The sequence below is a fragment of the Lysobacter sp. A421 genome (assembly GCF_054052145.1).
Genome location: NZ_JBSVRL010000002.1, coordinates 1 through 17,241, shown reverse-complemented (window position 1 = coordinate 17,241; position 17,241 = coordinate 1). Strand labels below are relative to the sequence as shown.

Here is a 17,241-nt window from a genome sequence, read left to right as displayed (position 1 = left end):
CTGCATGAAAACCGGATTTATTGGCCTCGGCGCGATGGGCGCACCGATGGCGCGCTACCTGCACTCACGCGGCCTGCTGACCGCCGTGGGCAACCGCACGCAGGCGAAGGCCGATGCGCTGGCCGCCGAGCTGGGTATCCGTGCCGCACGCTCGGCCGACAACTTCGCCGATTGCGGCGTGGTCGCGCTGTGCGTGTCGCTGGACGCCGACGTGCTGGAAAACGTCAACGCACTGGCGCAGGTGCTCAGGCCCGGTTCGGTGGTGGTCGACCATTCCACCGTGTCGGTGCAGACGGCGCGGCGGTCAGCGGCCACCTTGCAGGCGCAGGGGATTGGCTTTATCGACGCGCCGGTGTCGGGCGGTGTTGAAGGTGCGCGCAACGGCAAGTTGTCGGTCATGGCGGGCGGCACGGAGGCCGACTTCCAGACGGTGCAACCGGTGCTGCAGGCCTACGCCAGCCGGATCAGCCACATGGGCGATACCGGTGCCGGACAGGCGACCAAGGCCGTCAACCAGGTGCTGGTGGCCGGCATCAACGAAGCGGTCTGCGAGGGGCTGGCGTTGAGTGAGAAGCTCGGCCTGGACCCCGAACGCCTGCTGCCGACCCTGATGGCGGGCGCGGCCGGCAACTGGTTCCTCGACAAGCGCGGCGCGACCATGCTGCGCGGGGAGTTCGCGCCGGGTTTCAAGAGCGCGCACATGCTCAAGGACCTGCGCATCGTGCGCGATATCGCGCGTGAGGCGGGAGTCCGCCTGCCGACATTGGAACTGGCGTTGGCCGACTACACCACCCTGGCCGAACGCGGACACGGGGACGCCGATACATCGGTATTGATAAAGCTCAAGCGCGGCGACTGACCGCGCCCGGTGGCGGTGCGGGGTCTACTTGACCTTGATCGCCATGGCCGGCAATCCGCTGTTGCCCAACTTGCGCTTGGCATCCGCCAGGTCGCCGGCGGAGTCGTAGGGGCCCATACGCACGCGATAAATCGTCTGGCCATTGATCTGGGCCGGCTCGACTCTTGCGCTCAAGCCAACCATGGCGATGCGTGCCTTGAGCTCTTCCGCCTGGCTCGCCCCCTGGAAGGCACCGGCCTGCAGCAAATAGCGGACGCCATCGGCGACGGCAGTGGCGGTGGTCGGCTTGGGTGCGGCGACTGAAGCGGTGTCGCGGTCGGGCTGGCTTGCGGACGACGGCGTCGCGGGAGCCGTCGTCGCGGGTTGTGGCGCCGGATCAACGGGGGTTGGCAACGCGAGGTCGGCGGCGTCGGGGTTGGCGGAGGCGACGACCTGGGCGGGTTGCTCTCCGCGCAGCAGGGCGGCGGCGCGTGCGGCTTCGGCACGTTCGGTCGCGGCCAGTTCGGCATCGCTGACGGCCACTTCCTTGCCCGGTAGCAGCGTGTAGAAATCGTACCTGGGGCCGTCGGCGTTAACGGCAGGTTCCTCGCCGGCGTTCGGCAACGCCGGAGCGGCCTCATCGCCGCCACTGACAACCGGCGCCGGACGGGCGTCCGGGTTGGGTTGGGGACGGAAGAAGCCATCGCCATCCGACTTCAACAGTTTGGGCGCGAGCGCGATTGCGGCAATGGTCAATACGATGCCCAGCACCATCCATGCCCAACCCGGCAAACCGTTGTTGCCCTGGTTGCGCCGCGCCTGTGTCTTGCCACGTCGTGCTGCCACCTACATTACCTCCGGGGCGTTGATGCCCAACAAGCCAAGTCCATTGGCCAATACCTGTTGTGTTGCCATTGCCAGCACCAGCCGCGCGTTGCGCTGGTCGGCATCGTCGACCAGGAACTGATGGCCGTTGTAATACGACTGGAAGGTTTGCGCCAACTCCAGCAGGTAGATTGCCAGTTGGTGCGGTTCCAGGTCCTGACCGGCGCTGTCGACCACGTCGGGATAGCGCAGTACGGTCACCACCAACTCGTGGGTGGCGGCGTCCTCCAGGTCCAGTGGCAGCGCCAGTCCGGCCTCGCGGTCGAACGACAACCCGCGCTCGTCCAGCTGGCGCATCAGCCCGCACATCCGCGCATGCGCCACCTGCACGTAGTACACCGGGTTGTCGAGTGACTGGCTGCGTGCCAGGTCGATGTCGAAGGTCAGCTGCGAGTCGGGCTTGCGCGCGACCAGGAACCAGCGGGTAGCGTCGCGGCCGGCTTCGTCGACCAGCTCGCGCAAGGTCAGGTAACTGCCGGCGCGCTTGGACAGCTTTACCTCTTCGCCGCCACGCATCACCGTCACCATCTGGTGCAGGACATACTCCGGCCAGTCCTGCGGGATGCCCAGATCCAGCGCCTGCAGCCCGGCACGTACACGCGACAGCGAGCCGTGGTGGTCTGCGCCCAGCTCGGTGATGGCGCGCTCATAGCCGCGTTGCCACTTGCTCAAGTGGTAGGCGACGTCCGGCACGAAATAGGTGTAGCTGCCGTCGGACTTGCGCATCACGCGGTCCTTGTCGTCGCCAAAATCGGTGCTGCGCAGCCACAGCGCGCCGCCTTCCTCATAGGTGTGGCCGTTGGCGGTCAAGGCGGCGACGGTCTCGGCGACCTTGCCGTCGGAGTACAGCGAGCTCTCCAGGAAGTACACGTCGAAGCTGACGCCGTAGGCCTGCAGGTCGTCGTTCTGCTCACGGCGCAACCACGCCACCGCGAAGCGGCGGATCGCGGCGAGGTCGTCGGGGTCGGTCGCGGCGGTGACGGTCTGGCCGTCCAGTTCCACGCCGGCGCCATCCAGGTAAGCACGTGCCACGTCGGCGATGTAGTCGCCGCGGTAGCCATTTTCGGGCCAGCCGGCGTCGTCCGGCTGGATGCCCCGCGCTCGCGCCTGGACCGACAAGGCCAGGTTTTCGATCTGCACGCCGGCATCGTTGTAGTAGTACTCGTGGGCGACGTCCCAGCCGTTGGCATCCAGCACCCGGGCAATGCAATCGCCGATCACCGCCGCGCGGCCATGACCGACGTGCAACGGGCCGGTCGGATTGGCCGAGACATACTCCACGCCGGCGTGATGGCCGTTGCCGGAATCGTTGCGGCCATAGGCCTGGCCGCGGTGGAACACTTCGCCGAGCTGGCGACGCCAGGCCGCCTCGTCGAGGTGGAAGTTGATGAACCCCGGACCGGCGATTTCGACTTTGGCAATGTCGGCGCTGGCCGGCAGTGCCTCCACGATCGCTTGTGCGATTGCGCGCGGATTGGCTCGGGCCGGTTTGGCCAGCAACATCGCCGCGTTGGTCGAGAAATCACCCTGCGCGCGGGTCTTCGGGCGTTCGATCACGAAGTCGGGTGTTTCCAGATCGGCCGGAAGGCTGCCGGCGGAACGCATCGCTTCGATGGCTTGGATGACCAGGGCGCGGAGGGTGGTTTTCACGAAAACTCTGGAAAGGCGGCAGAACCGGTCATTTTACCCGGAATTGAACGTGTCGTCGGCGTTGCCGACGTTCACGCGGATCCCATCACTGCCCTGCCGTCAGACCCAGCCGCGCGCCGCCAGCGATACCGGCGGGCCATCGGCAATCACGAAGTGATCCAGCAACCGCAAATCGACCAGCGCCAGTGCCTGTTTGAGGCGGGCGGTCACCGCGCGGTCGGCGGCGCTGGGCTCGGGATTCCCGCTGGGGTGGTTATGGCCCACGATCACCGCCGCAGCGTTGTGGGCCAGCGCCCGCCGCACCACTTCGCGCGGGTGTACCTCGGCGCCGTCGATCGTGCCCCGGAACAACTCTTCGAAGGCGATCGCCCGATGCCGGGTATCCAGGAACAGGGCCGCGAATACCTCGTGGGGCAACCCGCGCAGGCGCTGGGCGAAGTAGCGGCCGGCTGCCTGCGGATCGCTGAGTGCGATACCGCGCTCCAGTTCCGCCGACAGGTGCCGGTGACCCAGCTCCAGTGCTGCCGCCAGCATGCACGCGCGCGCCGGGCCCAACCCGGGAAGCTTTGCCAGTTCCGCCGGTGCGCGCTCCAGCAAGGCGCGTAGTGGCCCATGCGCGGTCAACAGTTCGCGCGCCGTGGTCACCGCGTCGCGTCCGCGCAGGCCGGAGCCAAGGAAGATCGCCAGCAGCTCCGCGTCGGACAACACCCCGACACCGCGCGCCAGCAGTTTTTCCCGTGGGCGTTCGGAGGCGGGCCAATCTCGTATATGCATGGGTGGCCTCGAAGGCTGGAAAAGTGAAGCGGGGACGGAACACTGGGACGAACCACTGGGACGAACCAGGTCCACAGCCCAGGCGTCCGGCGGATTGGGGGATCGCGCCGGGCATTTTTCCGTCCCCGCTTCGGGACGCATTCACCGTGCCGCATTGTCCCGGTGCCTGACATCGGAACCGCCCTTCGCGTCGGGTAAGCTAAGGCTTGGTCCCGCAGTAGGAATTTCCCCAACGTGTCAGCGCTCCAAGGACAAAAGATCCTGCTGTGCGTGTGCGGCGGCATTGCCGCGTACAAGGCGGCGGAGCTGGTCCGCCGGCTCGGTGCATCGGGTGCACAGGTGCAGGTGGTGATGACCGACAATGCCCGGCGGTTTGTTGGCGCAGCCACTTTCCAGGCGCTGTCGGGCCGTCCCGTGCGCACGTCGTTGTGGGATGAGGCCGCCGAAGCGGCGATGGGTCATATCGAGCTGGCGCGATGGCCCGACCGGATCCTCATCGCACCGGCCACCGCCAACATCATCGCCAAGCTGGCCCACGGATTCGCCGACGACCTGGTCAGTACGCTGTGCCTGGCGACCGATGCGCCGCTGGCGATCGCACCGGCCATGAACCGGCTGATGTGGGCGAACGCGGCGACCCGGGCCAACGTTGAAACCCTGCGCGAACGCTCGGTGATGGTTCTGGGCCCCGGCGCGGGTGATCAGGCCTGCGGCGAGGTGGGCGAAGGTCGCTTGCTGGAGCCCGATGAAATCGTTGCCGAGCTGGCCCGGGCCTCAGCGTGAAGCCCGGGACGCTGGCGGGGCGTCATGTCGTGGTGAGCGCGGGTCCCACCTATGAGGACATCGATCCGGTGCGCTTCCTGGGCAACCGCAGTAGCGGAAAGATGGGTTTTGCCATCGCCGCCGCCGCCGCCCGTCGTGGAGCCCAGGTCACCCTGGTTGCCGGACCGGTGGCGCTGGCAACCCCGGCCCAGGTCACCCGGGTGGACGTACGCTCGGCCGCGCAGATGCACGCTGCGGTGATGCAGGCCTTGCCGGCGCAGGTGTATGTCGCCGCCGCCGCCGTCGCCGACTTCACCCCCGCGCAGGTCGCCACGGCAAAGATCAAGAAGCAAGCCGGCGGTGAAGGATTGACCCTGCAGTTGGTGCGAACCCGGGACATCCTGGCCGACCTGGTTGGGAGTCCATTGCGGCCTCGCCTGCTGGTCGGTTTCGCGGCCGAGACCGATGATGTCGAGCGCCATGCACGCGCCAAGTTGGTCGACAAGCAGCTGGACCTGATCGCTGCCAACCGGGTCGGTTTGCCCGGCTCGGGTTTCGCGGCGGACGAGAACACCCTGGTCGTTTACGGCGCCGGCTTTGAGTACCCGTTGGGCACCGCATCCAAGCACGAACTGGCCGACCGCCTGCTGGACCTGGTCGTCAGGCAGTTGCCGGCGATACCTCCACAGACATCGCGGATTATCTGATGCACCACACCCTGGAACTGAAGATCCTTGATCCAAGATTTGGCGATTGCTGGCCACTACCCGAATACGCCACCCCCGCCAGCGCCGGTCTGGACCTGCGTGCGGCGCTTGACGACGCGCTCACCCTGTTGCCGGGCGCTACGGCGCTGGTTGCTTCAGGCTTGGCCATCCACATTGGCGACCCCGGTTTGTGCGCGGTGATCCTGCCCCGCTCCGGGCTGGGCCACAAACACGGCATAGTGCTGGGCAACGGCACCGGTCTGGTCGATGCCGATTATCAGGGTCCGTTGATGATCAGCGTCTGGAACCGGGGCGATCAGCCTTTTACGATGGCGCCTGGGGATCGTATCGCCCAACTGGTGGTCCTGCCGGTGGTGCGGGCGCAGCTGCAGGTGGTGGAGGAATTCGCCGCACATGAATCTGGCGACAGCGTCCGTGGAACCGGTGGCTTTGGCCACACCGGCGTCCGCTAGGCGCACTCGCGTTAGGTACTGAAGGGGAAGTCATGGTTGATATGAAATTTACCCGGCCCGAGCTGTCGCTGGAGCCGCTCAAACCGTTTTTGCCACTGGTGGCCGGGGTCTGCGCGCTGCTGGCGCTGTGGTTTGCCTGGAGTGGCTGGCAGCAGCATGGCGACGCCAACCGCCGGATGGTGCTGGAACAATCGCGCGACACGGCGGTGCAGGCGACAGCGGCCACGCTGGCGGCTGAGCGGGAGCGCTTCGCCCAGCGGTTGGCCGACCCGGTGCTGGCGGCCGCCGTGGCAGCTGGCCAACTCGATCACGCGGCCGAGTTGCTGGTCAAGGACTGGCCCGGTGCCAGCGACGCGGCGCTGGTAAATCCGGCGCTTGATTCCGGCTACGCCGCCCTGCCGGAAGGGGGCTACGGCCGTCTGGCGGTGCTGGAGTCGGCATTGGCGGAGGGCCAGCCGGTCAATGCTGTCATTCGTGGTGATGGCAAGAACCGGCTGGCGCTGGCGGCGCCGGTAAACCGCGACGGCGAGCCGGTTGCCGTGGCTTTGGTCTACCTGCCACTGGAGCGGCTCACCTCGCCGTTGGTGGCGGTATCGGTGGCCAATGACACCTACCTGGCGCTGCGCCAGGGCAACTACAATATTGTTGAACGCGGTGACGTCGGCCTGGCCGGCGGCGCCGAGGTTCTGGCGGTCAAGGTACCGGGCAACGATATGCGCATCGCCGCCGCCGCCCCGCGCGTTGCCGCTGCGCCTTTCGGCCTGGGCCCGCTGGGTTGCGGCATCCTCGCCGCATTGCTGGCATTGCTGGGTGTGCTGTGCTGGCGCGGGCCGGCGATAGTGGCGCGGCGTCAGGCGGCTGGAAATGACGAGCAGGACGATACCGGGGAGTCGACGCTGACCCTGGCGGAATCGATGGGGGAGAACGCGTCCCCGGACGCCGGCACCGCCACGACAAAGGCGGCTGGCATTGCTTCCACTCCGGTAGCACTGGATCGGGGCATTTTTCGTGCCTATGACATCCGCGGCGTTGTCGGCCAGAGCCTTGACCTGGGCGTGGCCGAGCTGATTGGCCATGCCATTGGCTCGTTGATGCACGACAAGAATCTGGAAGAAATCGTGGTGGGCCGTGATGGGCGCTTGTCCGGCCCCGACATGGTCACCGGGTTGATCGCGGGGCTGCGCAGGGCGGGCCGCAATGTGATCGACATCGGCCTGGCACCCACGCCACTGGTTTATTTTGGCGCCTATCACCTGAAGACCGGCTCCTGCGTCTCGGTCACCGGCAGTCACAACCCGCCGGACTACAACGGCTTCAAGATCGTGGTCGGCGAGGAGACTTTGTCGGGTGAGGCGATCACTGACCTGTATGCGCGCATTGCCGAGGACCGGCTGCATGTCGCGCCGGTCGAAGGCAGCCTGGAACAGCGCACCATCGACGATGACTATGTCCGGCGGGTCGCCTCCGACATCCAGCTTGATCGCGCGCTGAAGGTGGTGGTTGATGCCGGCAATGGCGTCGCCGGCGAGCTCGGGCCGAAGGTGCTCACGGCGATCGGAGCCGAGGTGGTGCCGCTGTATTGCGAGATCGACGGCACCTTCCCCAACCACCATCCCGATCCCAGCGAGCCGCAGAACCTGGCCGACCTGGTGCAGATGGTCGAGCGGCTGGATGCCGACCTGGGCATCGCCTTCGATGGTGATGGCGACCGGCTGGGCGTGGTTACCCGCGACGGCCACAACATCTTCCCCGACCGGCTGCTGATGCTGTTCGCCGCCGACGTGCTGGAACGCAACCCCGGGGCACAGATCATCTTCGATGTGAAGTGCACCGGCCGACTGCCAGGCTACATCCTGCGCCACGGCGGCAGCCCGCTGATGTGGAAGACCGGCCATTCGCTGATCAAGGCCAAGATGCGCGAGACCCAGGCCGAGCTGGCCGGCGAGATGAGCGGTCACTTCTTCTTCAAGGAGCGCTGGTACGGCTTTGACGACGGCATTTATGCGGCCGCCCGCCTGCTGGAAATCCTGGGTGGACAAGCCGACCGTCCCAGCGACCTGCTCGATGCATTGCCCGATGGCGTGGCCACGGCCGAGATCAAGGTCGCCGCGCCGAACGACGACCCGCACGCGTTTGTCGATCAGTTCATTGCCAGTACCAGTTTCGATGCCGCGCGGTTGACCACCATTGATGGCCTGCGGGTTGACTGGCCCGACGGATGGGGGCTGGTGCGTGCCTCCAACACCACGCCGGTACTGGTGATGCGGTTCGATGCCGACAGCCAGGCGGCGATGGCCCGGATCAAGGGCGTCTTCCGGGAGAAGCTATTGGCGGTTGACCAGGACCTCGAGCTGCCCTTCTGACCCGGCAGGGCCCGCCGGCTTCAGTTCCCGGTAACGGGAGAGTGCGGCGCTGAGCTCCTCGTCGATCGTGCCGAGCTCACGTTGCCGTGCCTCCAGCAACTGCTGGTGCCCGCGCAGCGCCTGGTGCTGGCTCGCGATGTTGCCCGCCAGCGTCTTGGCGACCGGCTTTTCCGCCAGTTCCGCTTGTCCTGCCCGCTGTAACAGGTTCAGCAGGCTTCGCCGCGTGCTCTTTATCCCGATCCGGGAAGTCTCGATGTTCGACTCGATCACCTCGATGCGGTTCTTGAAGTTCTGCTCCAGCTCCACGTCCGTGGCGAACGACGCCACCATGGCGTTTTCCTGTCGGGTCTGCGAGGCGTTGACGCGCGCTGCCTCCTTGCCAAGCAAGGCTTGCGCCCGGGCGACCTTGAGTTCCGCCTCGGTCGGCGCACGTTGCACCTGCTTGGTCGCCATGCCGCTGACGCTGAATTCGGTGCGTGCGTTGTCGACCGCGCTGGCGGGCAGCGCGTCGCCACAGACCTTGCCGGTTTCGGTCTGCCAGCAATAGATCTTCTTGGCTTCCGTTTTCTGGGCCAGCGCCGGCGCGGTCACCAACAGCAGGCCGACGGCGAGCGCCTGGATGATGGATCGGGGCGGAAGATTGTTCATGTCGGGCATCTACCTGTCGCTATCACCTGACAGATAACGCAAGAGTCGGGCCAAGCCGTGTGCCCCGCAGCTCAGTCGTCCGGGTCGCCGCCGTAGCGTGCGCGATAGGCCAACAGGCGCTCGTGGTGGTCGCCCAGCGCTCCCGAGCCGGACGCCAGGGCGAGAAGGTCGTCCAGGCTGGCGACCGCGACGACCGGGAGGCTGTGCTCCAAAGCGACAGTTTGTGCCGCCGAGCGTCGGCTGTGCGCCGGGTCCACGGCTTCCTGCCGGTCCAGTGCGATCACGATCCCGGCCGTGGTGCCGCCGGCGCGGTCGATAATGCCCAGCGCTTCACGGATCGCGGTTCCGGCGGTGATCACGTCATCGATCACCAACACCCGCCGGCCTTCCATCGAAGCGCCGATCAGACTGCCGCCTTCGCCGTGGGCCTTGGGCTCCTTGCGGTTGAAGGCCACCGGCAGGTCACGCCCACGATGGGCGTATTCGCAGGCCAGCGCCGTTGCCAGCGGGATGCCTTTGTAGGCCGGCCCGAAGATCAGGTCGAACTCGATCCCCGCCGCATCGATGGCGTCGGCGTAGCAGCCGGCCAGCGTGGCCATCGAGGCACCGGAATCAAACCGCCCGGCATTGAAGAAGTACGGGCTGACGCGACCGGATTTCAACGTGAACTCACCGAAGCGCAGCGCGTCTACGCGCAACCCAAGTTGCAGGAATCGGGTGCGATGGTCGTTCATGTCAGCTGGGTCCAGGCAGGGAGGGTGGATCGGTGGCGGGTTTGTCCAAATGACACAGCATCAGCCGTTGAGGTCCCGCAGGGCCACCGGGATAGAGCTCGCCGGTGTCACGAAACCCGGCGCGGGCATACGCGGCGCGGGCGACAATATTGTCGCAGTTCACCGTCAACGCCAACAGCCGACGCAGCGGGTAACGCCGCAATGCATCGGCGCAACACACCCGGATGGCGCGTGTACCCAAACCCCGGCCCTGATGCTGGCGATCGATCACGAATGCTCGCAAGCCCAGGTGTGGCCGGTCGAGGCGACGACCGGTAACGGCGCGCGGCGCGCGATCGAGTCGATAAAAGCCGACCAGCTGGCCCGCGTGCAGGATCGCCATTGCATCGCTGAGCCGGTCACGCTGCGCATCGGCCAGGTTGAAGACGATGTCACCGACAAACGCCGATTGTCCCGGGGCGACCCGCAGGCGCCGTATCGCGGCGACGTGGGTGGCGTCGGCCACCACCACCACCTGGATGTCCGCCGGCTCGTGCATGCGACCGATGATAAGACACCCGTTGGCCTTCACGGCCGGGACGTGGTGCTGCGCGTGCCATGGCGGCATTGTTATGATCGCCAATCCCCCATCGCGGAGCGCACCTTGCGCATTATCAGCTTCAACGCCAACGGGTTGCGCTCGGCGGCCCGCAAGGGTTTTTTCGACTGGTTCCGCGAACAGGACGCCGACGTGTTGTGCGTCCAGGAGACCAAGGCGCAAGAGCACCAGCTTCACGGCCCCGACGGCCTGGATCCGGCGTTCCTGCCCGATGGCTATCGTGCCTTCTTTCGCGATGCGACCACCAAAAAGGGATACAGCGGGGTGGCGATCTACAGCCGGCGTGAGCCCGACGAGGTCCGTACCGCGCTGGGCTGGGCGCCTTTCGACGAGGAAGGGCGCTACATCGAGGCGCGTTTTGGCAACCTCAGCGTGGTGTCGTTCTACATACCGTCGGGTTCCTCGGGCGAGCTGCGCCAGGGTTTCAAGTTCGAGGTGATGGACTGGCTCCAGCCAACGCTGGACGAGTGGCTGGCCAGCGGTCGCGACTACGTGCTGTGCGGCGACTGGAACATCGTGCGCACCGCACTGGATATCCGGAACTGGAAATCGAACCAGAAAAACTCCGGCTGCACGCCACCGGAGCGTGAGTGGCTCAACGGCCTGTGCGGGCCGGGTCAGGGCGACCGCTCTGGCTGGACCGACGCCTATCGGGCACTGCACCCCGAGGGTCAGGATTACACCTGGTGGAGCAACCGCGGCGCGGCTTATGCCAACAACGTGGGTTGGCGGCTCGATTACCAGCTGGTGACGCCCGCGCTGGCGACGCGGGTGCAGGCGTGCTCGATCCTGCGTGAGCCGCGGTTCTCCGATCACGCGCCATTCGTCGTGGACTACCGGGGAGAGTTGGGTTGAGCGCTGCCGCAGCGGCCCCGGCTCCGGCCAGGCCCAAGGGTTGGCGCGGCATCCTGGCCGCGTTTGGCACGCCATCGGCGGGGACCATGTTTTTCCTGGGATTTGGGTGTGGCCTGCCGTTCCTGTTGGTCGGCTACACCTTGTCGATCTGGCTGCGCGAGTACGGGCTGGAGCTGAGCACGATCGGCCTGCTCAGCTACGTCAGCATGTTCTATGTGTTCAAGTTCCTGTGGGCGCCGTTGATCGACCGCTGGAACGCCCCGTTGCTGGGTGTGCTTGGCCGGCGCCGCGGCTGGCTGGTGCTGGCGATCGCGGTGCTGATCGCGGCCTTGGCCGGGATGGCCTTCACCGGGCCGGTGCAACTGGCCACCTTTGTCGGCCTGGCCGCGCTGACCGCGTTTGCCGGCGCCACCCAGGACACCGTGGTGGATGCCTACCGGATCGAGATTGCACCGGTCCACGCCCAGGGCGCGCTGGCCGCCACCTATACGCTCGGTTACCGCATCGGATTGATCGTGTCGGGCGCGGGCGCGCTGTATATCGCCGAGTTCAGCGGCTGGCGGATCGCTTACCTGACCATGGCCGTGGTGTTGTTGTTGCCGCTGGTGGCGGTACTGCTGGCGCGCGAACCGGTAGATATCCAGGTGCGTGAGCGCAAGAGTTTTGGCGAGGCATTCGTCGGCCCGTTCAACGAGTTCTTTCGCCGCCACGGGGTGGTAGTGGCGATCGCGCTGCTGGTGTTCGTCGGGCTGTTCAAGCTGCCCGACCAGATGCTCGGCGTGGTCGCCGGACCGTTTTATATCGACACCGGCTACAGCAAGGCCGAGATCGCGACCGTATCGAAGTTGTACGGGGTCTGGATCGGGATTGCCGGCGCCTTCCTGGGCGGCGTGTCGGTGGCGGCGCTGGGCATGCGCCGCTCCATTTTGATTGGCGCGCTGGCACTGTCGTTGTCGAACCTGCTGTACCTGCTGATGGCCATGAACCCCAGCCAGACCTGGGCGTTTGTGGCGGCGTTGTCCGGCGACAATCTGGCCTTGGGATATGCCGGCGTGGTGCTGATCGCGTTCCTGTCGGGGCTGACCAGCCGGGAATTCACGGCAACCCAGTACGCGCTGCTGGTCTCCCTGGCCAACATGCCGGGTAAGATCATCGGCGGGATGTCGGGTTTCATGGTCGAGAAATGGAGCTACGTCGGCTTCTTCGTGTTCAGTTCGCTATCGATCGTGCCGACCCTGATGTTGCTGGCCTGGCTGTGGCGGCATACCTATCTGTTCGAATCCAGGGAGTGACGGCGCGATGATCCTCGGCCACGGGCGGTACGCGTTCATGCAGGATCGGGCCACGGCGTTACCGTGTCGAAGGAGGTTGTCATGAGCGAAACCGTGCTACTCGATATCGACATGTTGTTGCTGGAGCGCATCCGCCGGGTTGCCAGTGCAAACGGATGGAGCCAGAAGCAGACGCTTATCCATTTGCTGGAACACGGATTGTTTTCCTGTGAAGCAGGCGTGGGGCCGGGGTTTGATGACTCCGACGCCGATGCGCTGCAGGCGGCGATCATGGCGCTGGAGCAGATCGACAACGATCCGGGCTTTTCGTTGATCGGCCGTGCTGAGTCTTCCGGCGCGGAAGCAGACGCCGCGAGCGATGCGCTTGATGACGGTCGTGGTGGTGCGCCGGTCGAGGCGCCAGGTGACGCCCTGCCTCAAGCGGCAGGGTAGATTGCGCCCAGTACCCGCGGACCCCTCGCGCCGGTGACGCCGGGCAGGTTGCCGGGTTGGCCGGAAAGGGTCCGTCGGGCCAGCCAGGCAAACCCCATCGCCTCGACGAAATCCGGGTCCAACCCATGCGCGGCGGTGGACTCGATCAGCATCCCTGGCAGCCGCGCACCGATGTGTCCGAGCAGGCGAGCGTTGTGTACGCCGCCGCCGCAAACCAGTACCCGTCGGGTTTCCGGCTGAAGCGTGAGCAGTGCAGCGGCAATGGTGGCCGCGCTCAGCTCCAGCAAGGTCGCCTGGACATCCTCGGGCCGTTCCGTGCCCGCCAGACGGCCCAACAGCCATCCCAGATGGAACTGCTCGCGGCCGGTGCTCTTGGGTGGTGGCAGTGCAAACCAGGGATCGGCCAGTAAACGTTCCAGCAGCGCGACGTCGACCGTTCCGCGCGCGGCGAACGCGCCGCCCGCGTCGTACGGCTGGCCCAGCTCCTGTTCGCACCAAGCGTCCATCAACGCGTTCGCCGGACCGGTGTCGAAGCCGCGAACACTCATGCCGCCTGCGCTTGGATCACCGGCGGGCAACAGGGTGAAATTGGCGATTCCACCCAGGTTGAGAACCGCACGATCCTCATAGGGCGAGTGCAACATCGCCGCATGCAGGCCGGGCAGCAATGGCGCGCCTTGGCCACCGGCAGCCACGTCGCGGCGTCGGAAGTCGGCCACCGTGGTCATGCCGCTGCGCTCGGCAATCAGGTTGCCGTCGCCGAGTTGCCAGGTAAAGGGTTGGTTGCCATCGAGCAGCGCCCCGTTCGGGCGATGACGCACGGTCTGTCCGTGCGAGCCGATGGCGCATATTCCCGATGGTGCGATGCCGGCATCGCTCACCAGTTGTACCGCAGCGTCTGCGAAGGCTTCCGCAACCTGCACATCCAGGGTGCCAAGTTCTTCGACCGATTGAGCCGCGCCGCCCTGGCCCAGGGCAACCAGTCGGGAGCGTACCAGGGCATCCCAGGGATAGGTGCGGCCCAGCAGCAGGGAGCAGTTGGAGCCGTGGAAGCGGACCAATGCCGCATCAATACCATCGGCGCTGGTGCCGGACATCAGGCCGATGAACAGCTCGTTGCTGTCCAAGGCGACCGGGGTCGGGTCAACCGGGCCCGTGCGGGCGTTGCCTGCCATCCTGGCTCAAGCCTTCTGGTCGGCCCCGGCCGTTGGCTTGGGCGAGGGCGTCTTCGTCGAGGCAACCCGTGCGTTGCCCTCCAGCAGCTCCTCGACCTGGCGAATCCGGGCCAGCGCCGGTGCGGTCTGGGCGCGGAACGCAATCAAGGCGGCGCCCTTCAATGGTTCCGGCGGCGGCATGGTCACGGTCAGCGGATTGCGGTGAACCCCGTTGACCCGGAACTCGTAATGCAGGTGCGGACCGGTCGCCAGTCCGGAGCTGCCGACATAGCCGATCACCGTGCCTTGTTTGACGCTGGCGCCGCGTTTGTATTTGCTGAAGCGCGACATGTGGGCATACAGCGTGGTGTAGCCCTTGCCGTGGTCCAGTACCACGGTGCGACCGTAGCCACTCTTCCAGCCGACAAACTTCACCCGGGCATCGCCGGCGGCCATGATCGGAGTGCCGCTGCCGGCACCGTAGTCGACTCCCTGGTGGGCGCGGGTGCGTCCCAGGATCGGGTGCTTGCGTGCCGTGGTGAAGCCCGATGTGACCCTCGCATAGGGAATGGGCATGCGGATAAAGGCCTTCTTCAGCGGTCGACCATCGGCGGTGTAGTAGCCGATGTTGCCATCGCGCTCGAAGCGGAAGCCGGAATAGGTCTTGCCGCCCGTGGTGAACGTCGCCGCGAGGATGTCGCCGTTGCCGATGCGCTCGCCCTCGCGCCAGATCTGGTCGTAGACAACGCTGAAACGGTCGCCCTTTTGTGCATCGGTGAAGTCGATGTCGTACTGGAAGATCTCGTCGGTCAAGGTGGCGATCGAGTTCGGGGACAGGCCTGCCTTGCGTGCCGCGGCATACAGCGAGCTGCTGATCTCGCCGGTGGCCACGGTGCTGCGGCGCTGGCTGGGCCGCTTGATCACCGTCTGTTCGATCTGCTCACCGTCCAGCCGGAGCTCGATGCGGTGGCTGGCGTCGCGATCATAACGGAGCCCGCGCAACGCACCGTCGGTGTCCAGCTCGAAAGCGAGCTCCGCGCCCGGGCGTAGCCGGGTCAGCACCTGCTTGGTATCAGGCAGGTCGAGGATCCGGTACATGGTGCTGGCCGGAACCCCGACCTGCTGGAACAGCGCGCCCAAGGTCTGGCCCGACTGCACCTGCACCAGTTGCCATTCGTCGTCCGGATGCGCGTGGGCCTGTTTCAATGTCAGCGGCGGCAGCGGCAGCGCAGTGAGATGCCGTGGCGCCTGCGAGGTATCAGACCCAAGGTTTCCGAACCCGGGTACGATTGCCGCCACGAGCATGCCGATGGTGGCAAACAGACTTGCCTGCATCCATTGGCGTCGTGTCCAGCGGCCGGTGAATCCGTCGGGCAGGTGTCGGGCCAGGACCGGTCGGTAGAGGGCGGCGTCGCGGAGCTTTTTGAGGCGCTGGCGCCGATCTGGACCGGAATCTGGTGCTGTCATTCGGAGGCTACCTGCGCGCAAGTGTGTGAAGACGCTGTCACGGCGTTACGATAAGGACGCGAGGAGTATGCGTCAAACCCTTGAGCTGAATAGGGTTTTCCCCACGGGGTTCCCGATCGGCAAGTTATTTCACATTTATGATCGTGATTGCAACACGGTCATGATCCAGCCAGCGAGATTCCTTGTGTCTGCACAACCCACACCCTCCCCGGACGCCGCACTGGCTTTGATCGAGCGCGGCGCAGACGAGCTGCTCAAACGCGACGAGCTGGCTACCCGTCTGCAACTTGGCCGCCCGTTGCGGATCAAGGCCGGCTTTGACCCTACCGCGCCGGACCTGCATCTGGGTCATACCGTGCTGCTCAACAAGTTGCGGCAGTTCCAGGACCTCGGTCATCAGGTGATCTTCCTGATCGGTGACTTCACCGGGATGATCGGTGATCCCAGTGGCAAGAACGTCACCCGCAAGCCCCTGACCCGCGAGGACGTGCTGGCCAATGCCGACACCTACGCCGAGCAGGTGTTCAAGGTGCTCGATCGAGACAAGACCGAAATACGCTTCAATTCCGAATGGTTTTCCAGGATGACGGCGGCCGACATGATCAAGCTCGCGTCTCGCCACACCGTGGCGCGGATGCTCGAGCGCGATGATTTCGCCAAGCGTTACGCCGCACAACAGCCCATTGCGATCCACGAGTTCCTGTACCCGCTGGTTCAAGGCTATGACTCGGTCGCGCTGGAGGCCGATGTCGAGTTGGGCGGTACCGATCAGAAGTTCAACCTGCTGATGGGGCGTGGCTTGCAGGAAGCCCACGGTCAGCCGCCGCAGGTGGTGCTGACCATGCCGTTGCTGGAAGGGATCGACGGCGTGCAGAAGATGAGCAAGTCGCTTGGCAACTACATAGGCATCAGCGAGCCGGCGCTGGAGATCGTCACCAAGGTAATGAAGATCGATGACGCGTTGATGTGGCGCTGGATCGAGTTGCTCAGCTTCGAGATATCGATTGCCGAGGTCGCCGCATTGAAGGCGCAGATCCAGGCGGGGCAGCTGAACCCGCGTGACGTGAAGTTGCGGCTCGGCCGCGAGCTGGCCACACGGTTCCATGATGCGGCCGCGGCCGATCTTGCCATCGCCGGCTGGAACGCGGTGGTTCGCGGACAGGGGGATACCGCCCAATTGCCGCTTCGGGACCTGGTGGTGCCGGCCGAAGGGCTGCGCATTGCCGCGGCGTTGACCGCTGCCGGATTGACATCAAGCAACTCTGAGGCCAATCGCAAGCTCAAGGAACGGGCGGTGCGGGTCGATGGCGAAGTAGTGGAAGACGCGGGACGTACGTTCGCCCCCGGTTTCGAGGGTGTCCTGGCCGTGGGTAAACGGACCTTTGCCAGAGTGCGACTGGTTGCAGCCTGAGAGCAGGAGCCGGTTTTCGCGAAACCGCTTCCCTGTTCATCTCCACTGGTGCAGACTACGCGGCCGCGCCGACCCGGAGTGAGCAGGACGGCGGAGCGGGTTGATGGGTTTCGGGGTTCACGAGGTGTTGACGTGCCCTGAAAACCGGTTAAGATGGTCGGCTCGACGCAGCAACACCGGGTCGGGGCAGCGGGAAAA

15 protein-coding genes and 1 pseudogene are annotated in these 17,241 nt (G+C 65.8%); 8 read left to right on the top strand and 8 right to left on the bottom strand.

The window, feature by feature from the left end:
• Positions 1 to 4 precede the first annotated feature (4 nt).
• Complete coding sequence (locus ACW7G6_RS05620) at positions 5 to 859, top strand: NAD(P)-dependent oxidoreductase (RefSeq protein ID WP_456977738.1); 855 nt, start codon at positions 5 to 7, stop codon at positions 857 to 859.
• Positions 860 to 883: 24 nt separating this feature from the next.
• Here the strand turns inward: ACW7G6_RS05620 and ACW7G6_RS05615 are convergent, their stop codons facing one another.
• The 3 genes from ACW7G6_RS05615 to radC all read right to left on the bottom strand — a co-directional run bounded on the left by ACW7G6_RS05615 (position 884) and on the right by radC (position 4,147).
• The gene (locus ACW7G6_RS05615; RefSeq protein WP_456977737.1) at positions 884 to 1,684 is read right to left on the bottom strand and encodes an SPOR domain-containing protein; all 801 of its coding nucleotides are present in this window, start codon (positions 1,682 to 1,684) and stop codon (positions 884 to 886) included.
• On the bottom strand, positions 1,685 to 3,373 hold the full coding sequence (argS, locus tag ACW7G6_RS05610; RefSeq protein WP_456997721.1) for an arginine--tRNA ligase: 1,689 nt from the start codon (positions 3,371 to 3,373) through the stop codon (positions 1,685 to 1,687). It lies immediately after the preceding gene.
• A 99-nt stretch (positions 3,374 to 3,472) separates the two neighbouring features.
• Positions 3,473 to 4,147, bottom strand: a complete 675-nt coding sequence (gene radC / locus ACW7G6_RS05605) for a RadC family protein (RefSeq protein ID WP_456962890.1) — start codon at positions 4,145 to 4,147, stop codon at positions 3,473 to 3,475.
• 234 nt (positions 4,148 to 4,381) lie between these two features.
• On the opposite strand from radC, the pseudogene coaBC reads away from it, so the two are divergent.
• The 3 genes and pseudogenes from coaBC to ACW7G6_RS05590 all read left to right on the top strand — a co-directional run bounded on the left by coaBC (position 4,382) and on the right by ACW7G6_RS05590 (position 8,452).
• Positions 4,382 to 5,616: pseudogene (gene coaBC / locus ACW7G6_RS05600) on the top strand (bifunctional phosphopantothenoylcysteine decarboxylase/phosphopantothenate--cysteine ligase CoaBC).
• The gene (gene dut, locus ACW7G6_RS05595) at positions 5,616 to 6,089 is read left to right on the top strand and encodes a dUTP diphosphatase (RefSeq protein ID WP_456977734.1); all 474 of its coding nucleotides are present in this window, start codon (positions 5,616 to 5,618) and stop codon (positions 6,087 to 6,089) included. The pseudogene coaBC and the gene dut overlap by 1 nt, the downstream one beginning before the upstream one ends.
• Before the next feature lie 41 nt (positions 6,090 to 6,130).
• Positions 6,131 to 8,452, top strand: a complete 2,322-nt coding sequence (locus ACW7G6_RS05590) for a phosphomannomutase/phosphoglucomutase (RefSeq protein ID WP_456998125.1) — start codon at positions 6,131 to 6,133, stop codon at positions 8,450 to 8,452.
• Here ACW7G6_RS05590 and ACW7G6_RS05585 read toward each other — a convergent pair.
• The 3 genes from ACW7G6_RS05585 to ACW7G6_RS05575 all read right to left on the bottom strand — a co-directional run bounded on the left by ACW7G6_RS05585 (position 8,414) and on the right by ACW7G6_RS05575 (position 10,372).
• Complete coding sequence (locus tag ACW7G6_RS05585) at positions 8,414 to 9,100, bottom strand: hypothetical protein (RefSeq protein WP_456977733.1); 687 nt, start codon at positions 9,098 to 9,100, stop codon at positions 8,414 to 8,416. The two genes, ACW7G6_RS05590 and ACW7G6_RS05585, sit on opposite strands and share 39 nt — an antisense overlap.
• Before the next feature lie 71 nt (positions 9,101 to 9,171).
• A complete protein-coding gene (gene pyrE, locus ACW7G6_RS05580) occupies positions 9,172 to 9,834 on the bottom strand; it encodes an orotate phosphoribosyltransferase (protein WP_456997720.1) in 663 nt (220 codons plus the stop codon).
• A gap of 1 nt (position 9,835) precedes the next feature.
• Positions 9,836 to 10,372, bottom strand: coding sequence for a GNAT family N-acetyltransferase (locus ACW7G6_RS05575; protein ID WP_456977730.1), 537 nt, complete (start codon positions 10,370 to 10,372; stop codon positions 9,836 to 9,838).
• A 105-nt stretch (positions 10,373 to 10,477) separates the two neighbouring features.
• On the opposite strand from ACW7G6_RS05575, the gene ACW7G6_RS05570 reads away from it, so the two are divergent.
• The 3 genes from ACW7G6_RS05570 (at position 10,478) to ACW7G6_RS05560 (ending at position 13,011) form a co-directional block, all read left to right on the top strand.
• Positions 10,478 to 11,287, top strand: coding sequence for an exodeoxyribonuclease III (locus tag ACW7G6_RS05570; RefSeq protein ID WP_456997719.1), 810 nt, complete (start codon positions 10,478 to 10,480; stop codon positions 11,285 to 11,287).
• Positions 11,284 to 12,579, top strand: coding sequence for an AmpG family muropeptide MFS transporter (locus ACW7G6_RS05565; protein ID WP_456977728.1), 1,296 nt, complete (start codon positions 11,284 to 11,286; stop codon positions 12,577 to 12,579). Before ACW7G6_RS05570 ends, ACW7G6_RS05565 begins: the two co-directional genes overlap by 4 nt.
• A gap of 81 nt (positions 12,580 to 12,660) precedes the next feature.
• Entirely contained in the window at positions 12,661 to 13,011 is a 351-nt protein-coding gene (locus ACW7G6_RS05560; protein WP_456977727.1) for a hypothetical protein, read from the top strand.
• On the opposite strand, the gene ACW7G6_RS05555 is transcribed toward ACW7G6_RS05560, so the two are convergent.
• Positions 12,996 to 14,108: an anhydro-N-acetylmuramic acid kinase gene (locus ACW7G6_RS05555; RefSeq protein WP_456998124.1), complete on the bottom strand. Its 1,113-nt coding sequence runs from the start codon at positions 14,106 to 14,108 to the stop codon at positions 12,996 to 12,998. The two genes, ACW7G6_RS05560 and ACW7G6_RS05555, sit on opposite strands and share 16 nt — an antisense overlap.
• A gap of 84 nt (positions 14,109 to 14,192) precedes the next feature.
• Positions 14,193 to 15,632, bottom strand: coding sequence for a peptidoglycan DD-metalloendopeptidase family protein (locus tag ACW7G6_RS05550; RefSeq protein WP_456977726.1), 1,440 nt, complete (start codon positions 15,630 to 15,632; stop codon positions 14,193 to 14,195).
• Positions 15,633 to 15,816: 184 nt separating this feature from the next.
• Here ACW7G6_RS05550 and tyrS point away from each other — a divergent pair, with 184 nt between their 5' ends.
• On the top strand, positions 15,817 to 17,043 hold the full coding sequence (tyrS, locus tag ACW7G6_RS05545) for a tyrosine--tRNA ligase (protein WP_456977725.1): 1,227 nt from the start codon (positions 15,817 to 15,819) through the stop codon (positions 17,041 to 17,043).
• Positions 17,044 to 17,241 lie beyond the last annotated feature (198 nt).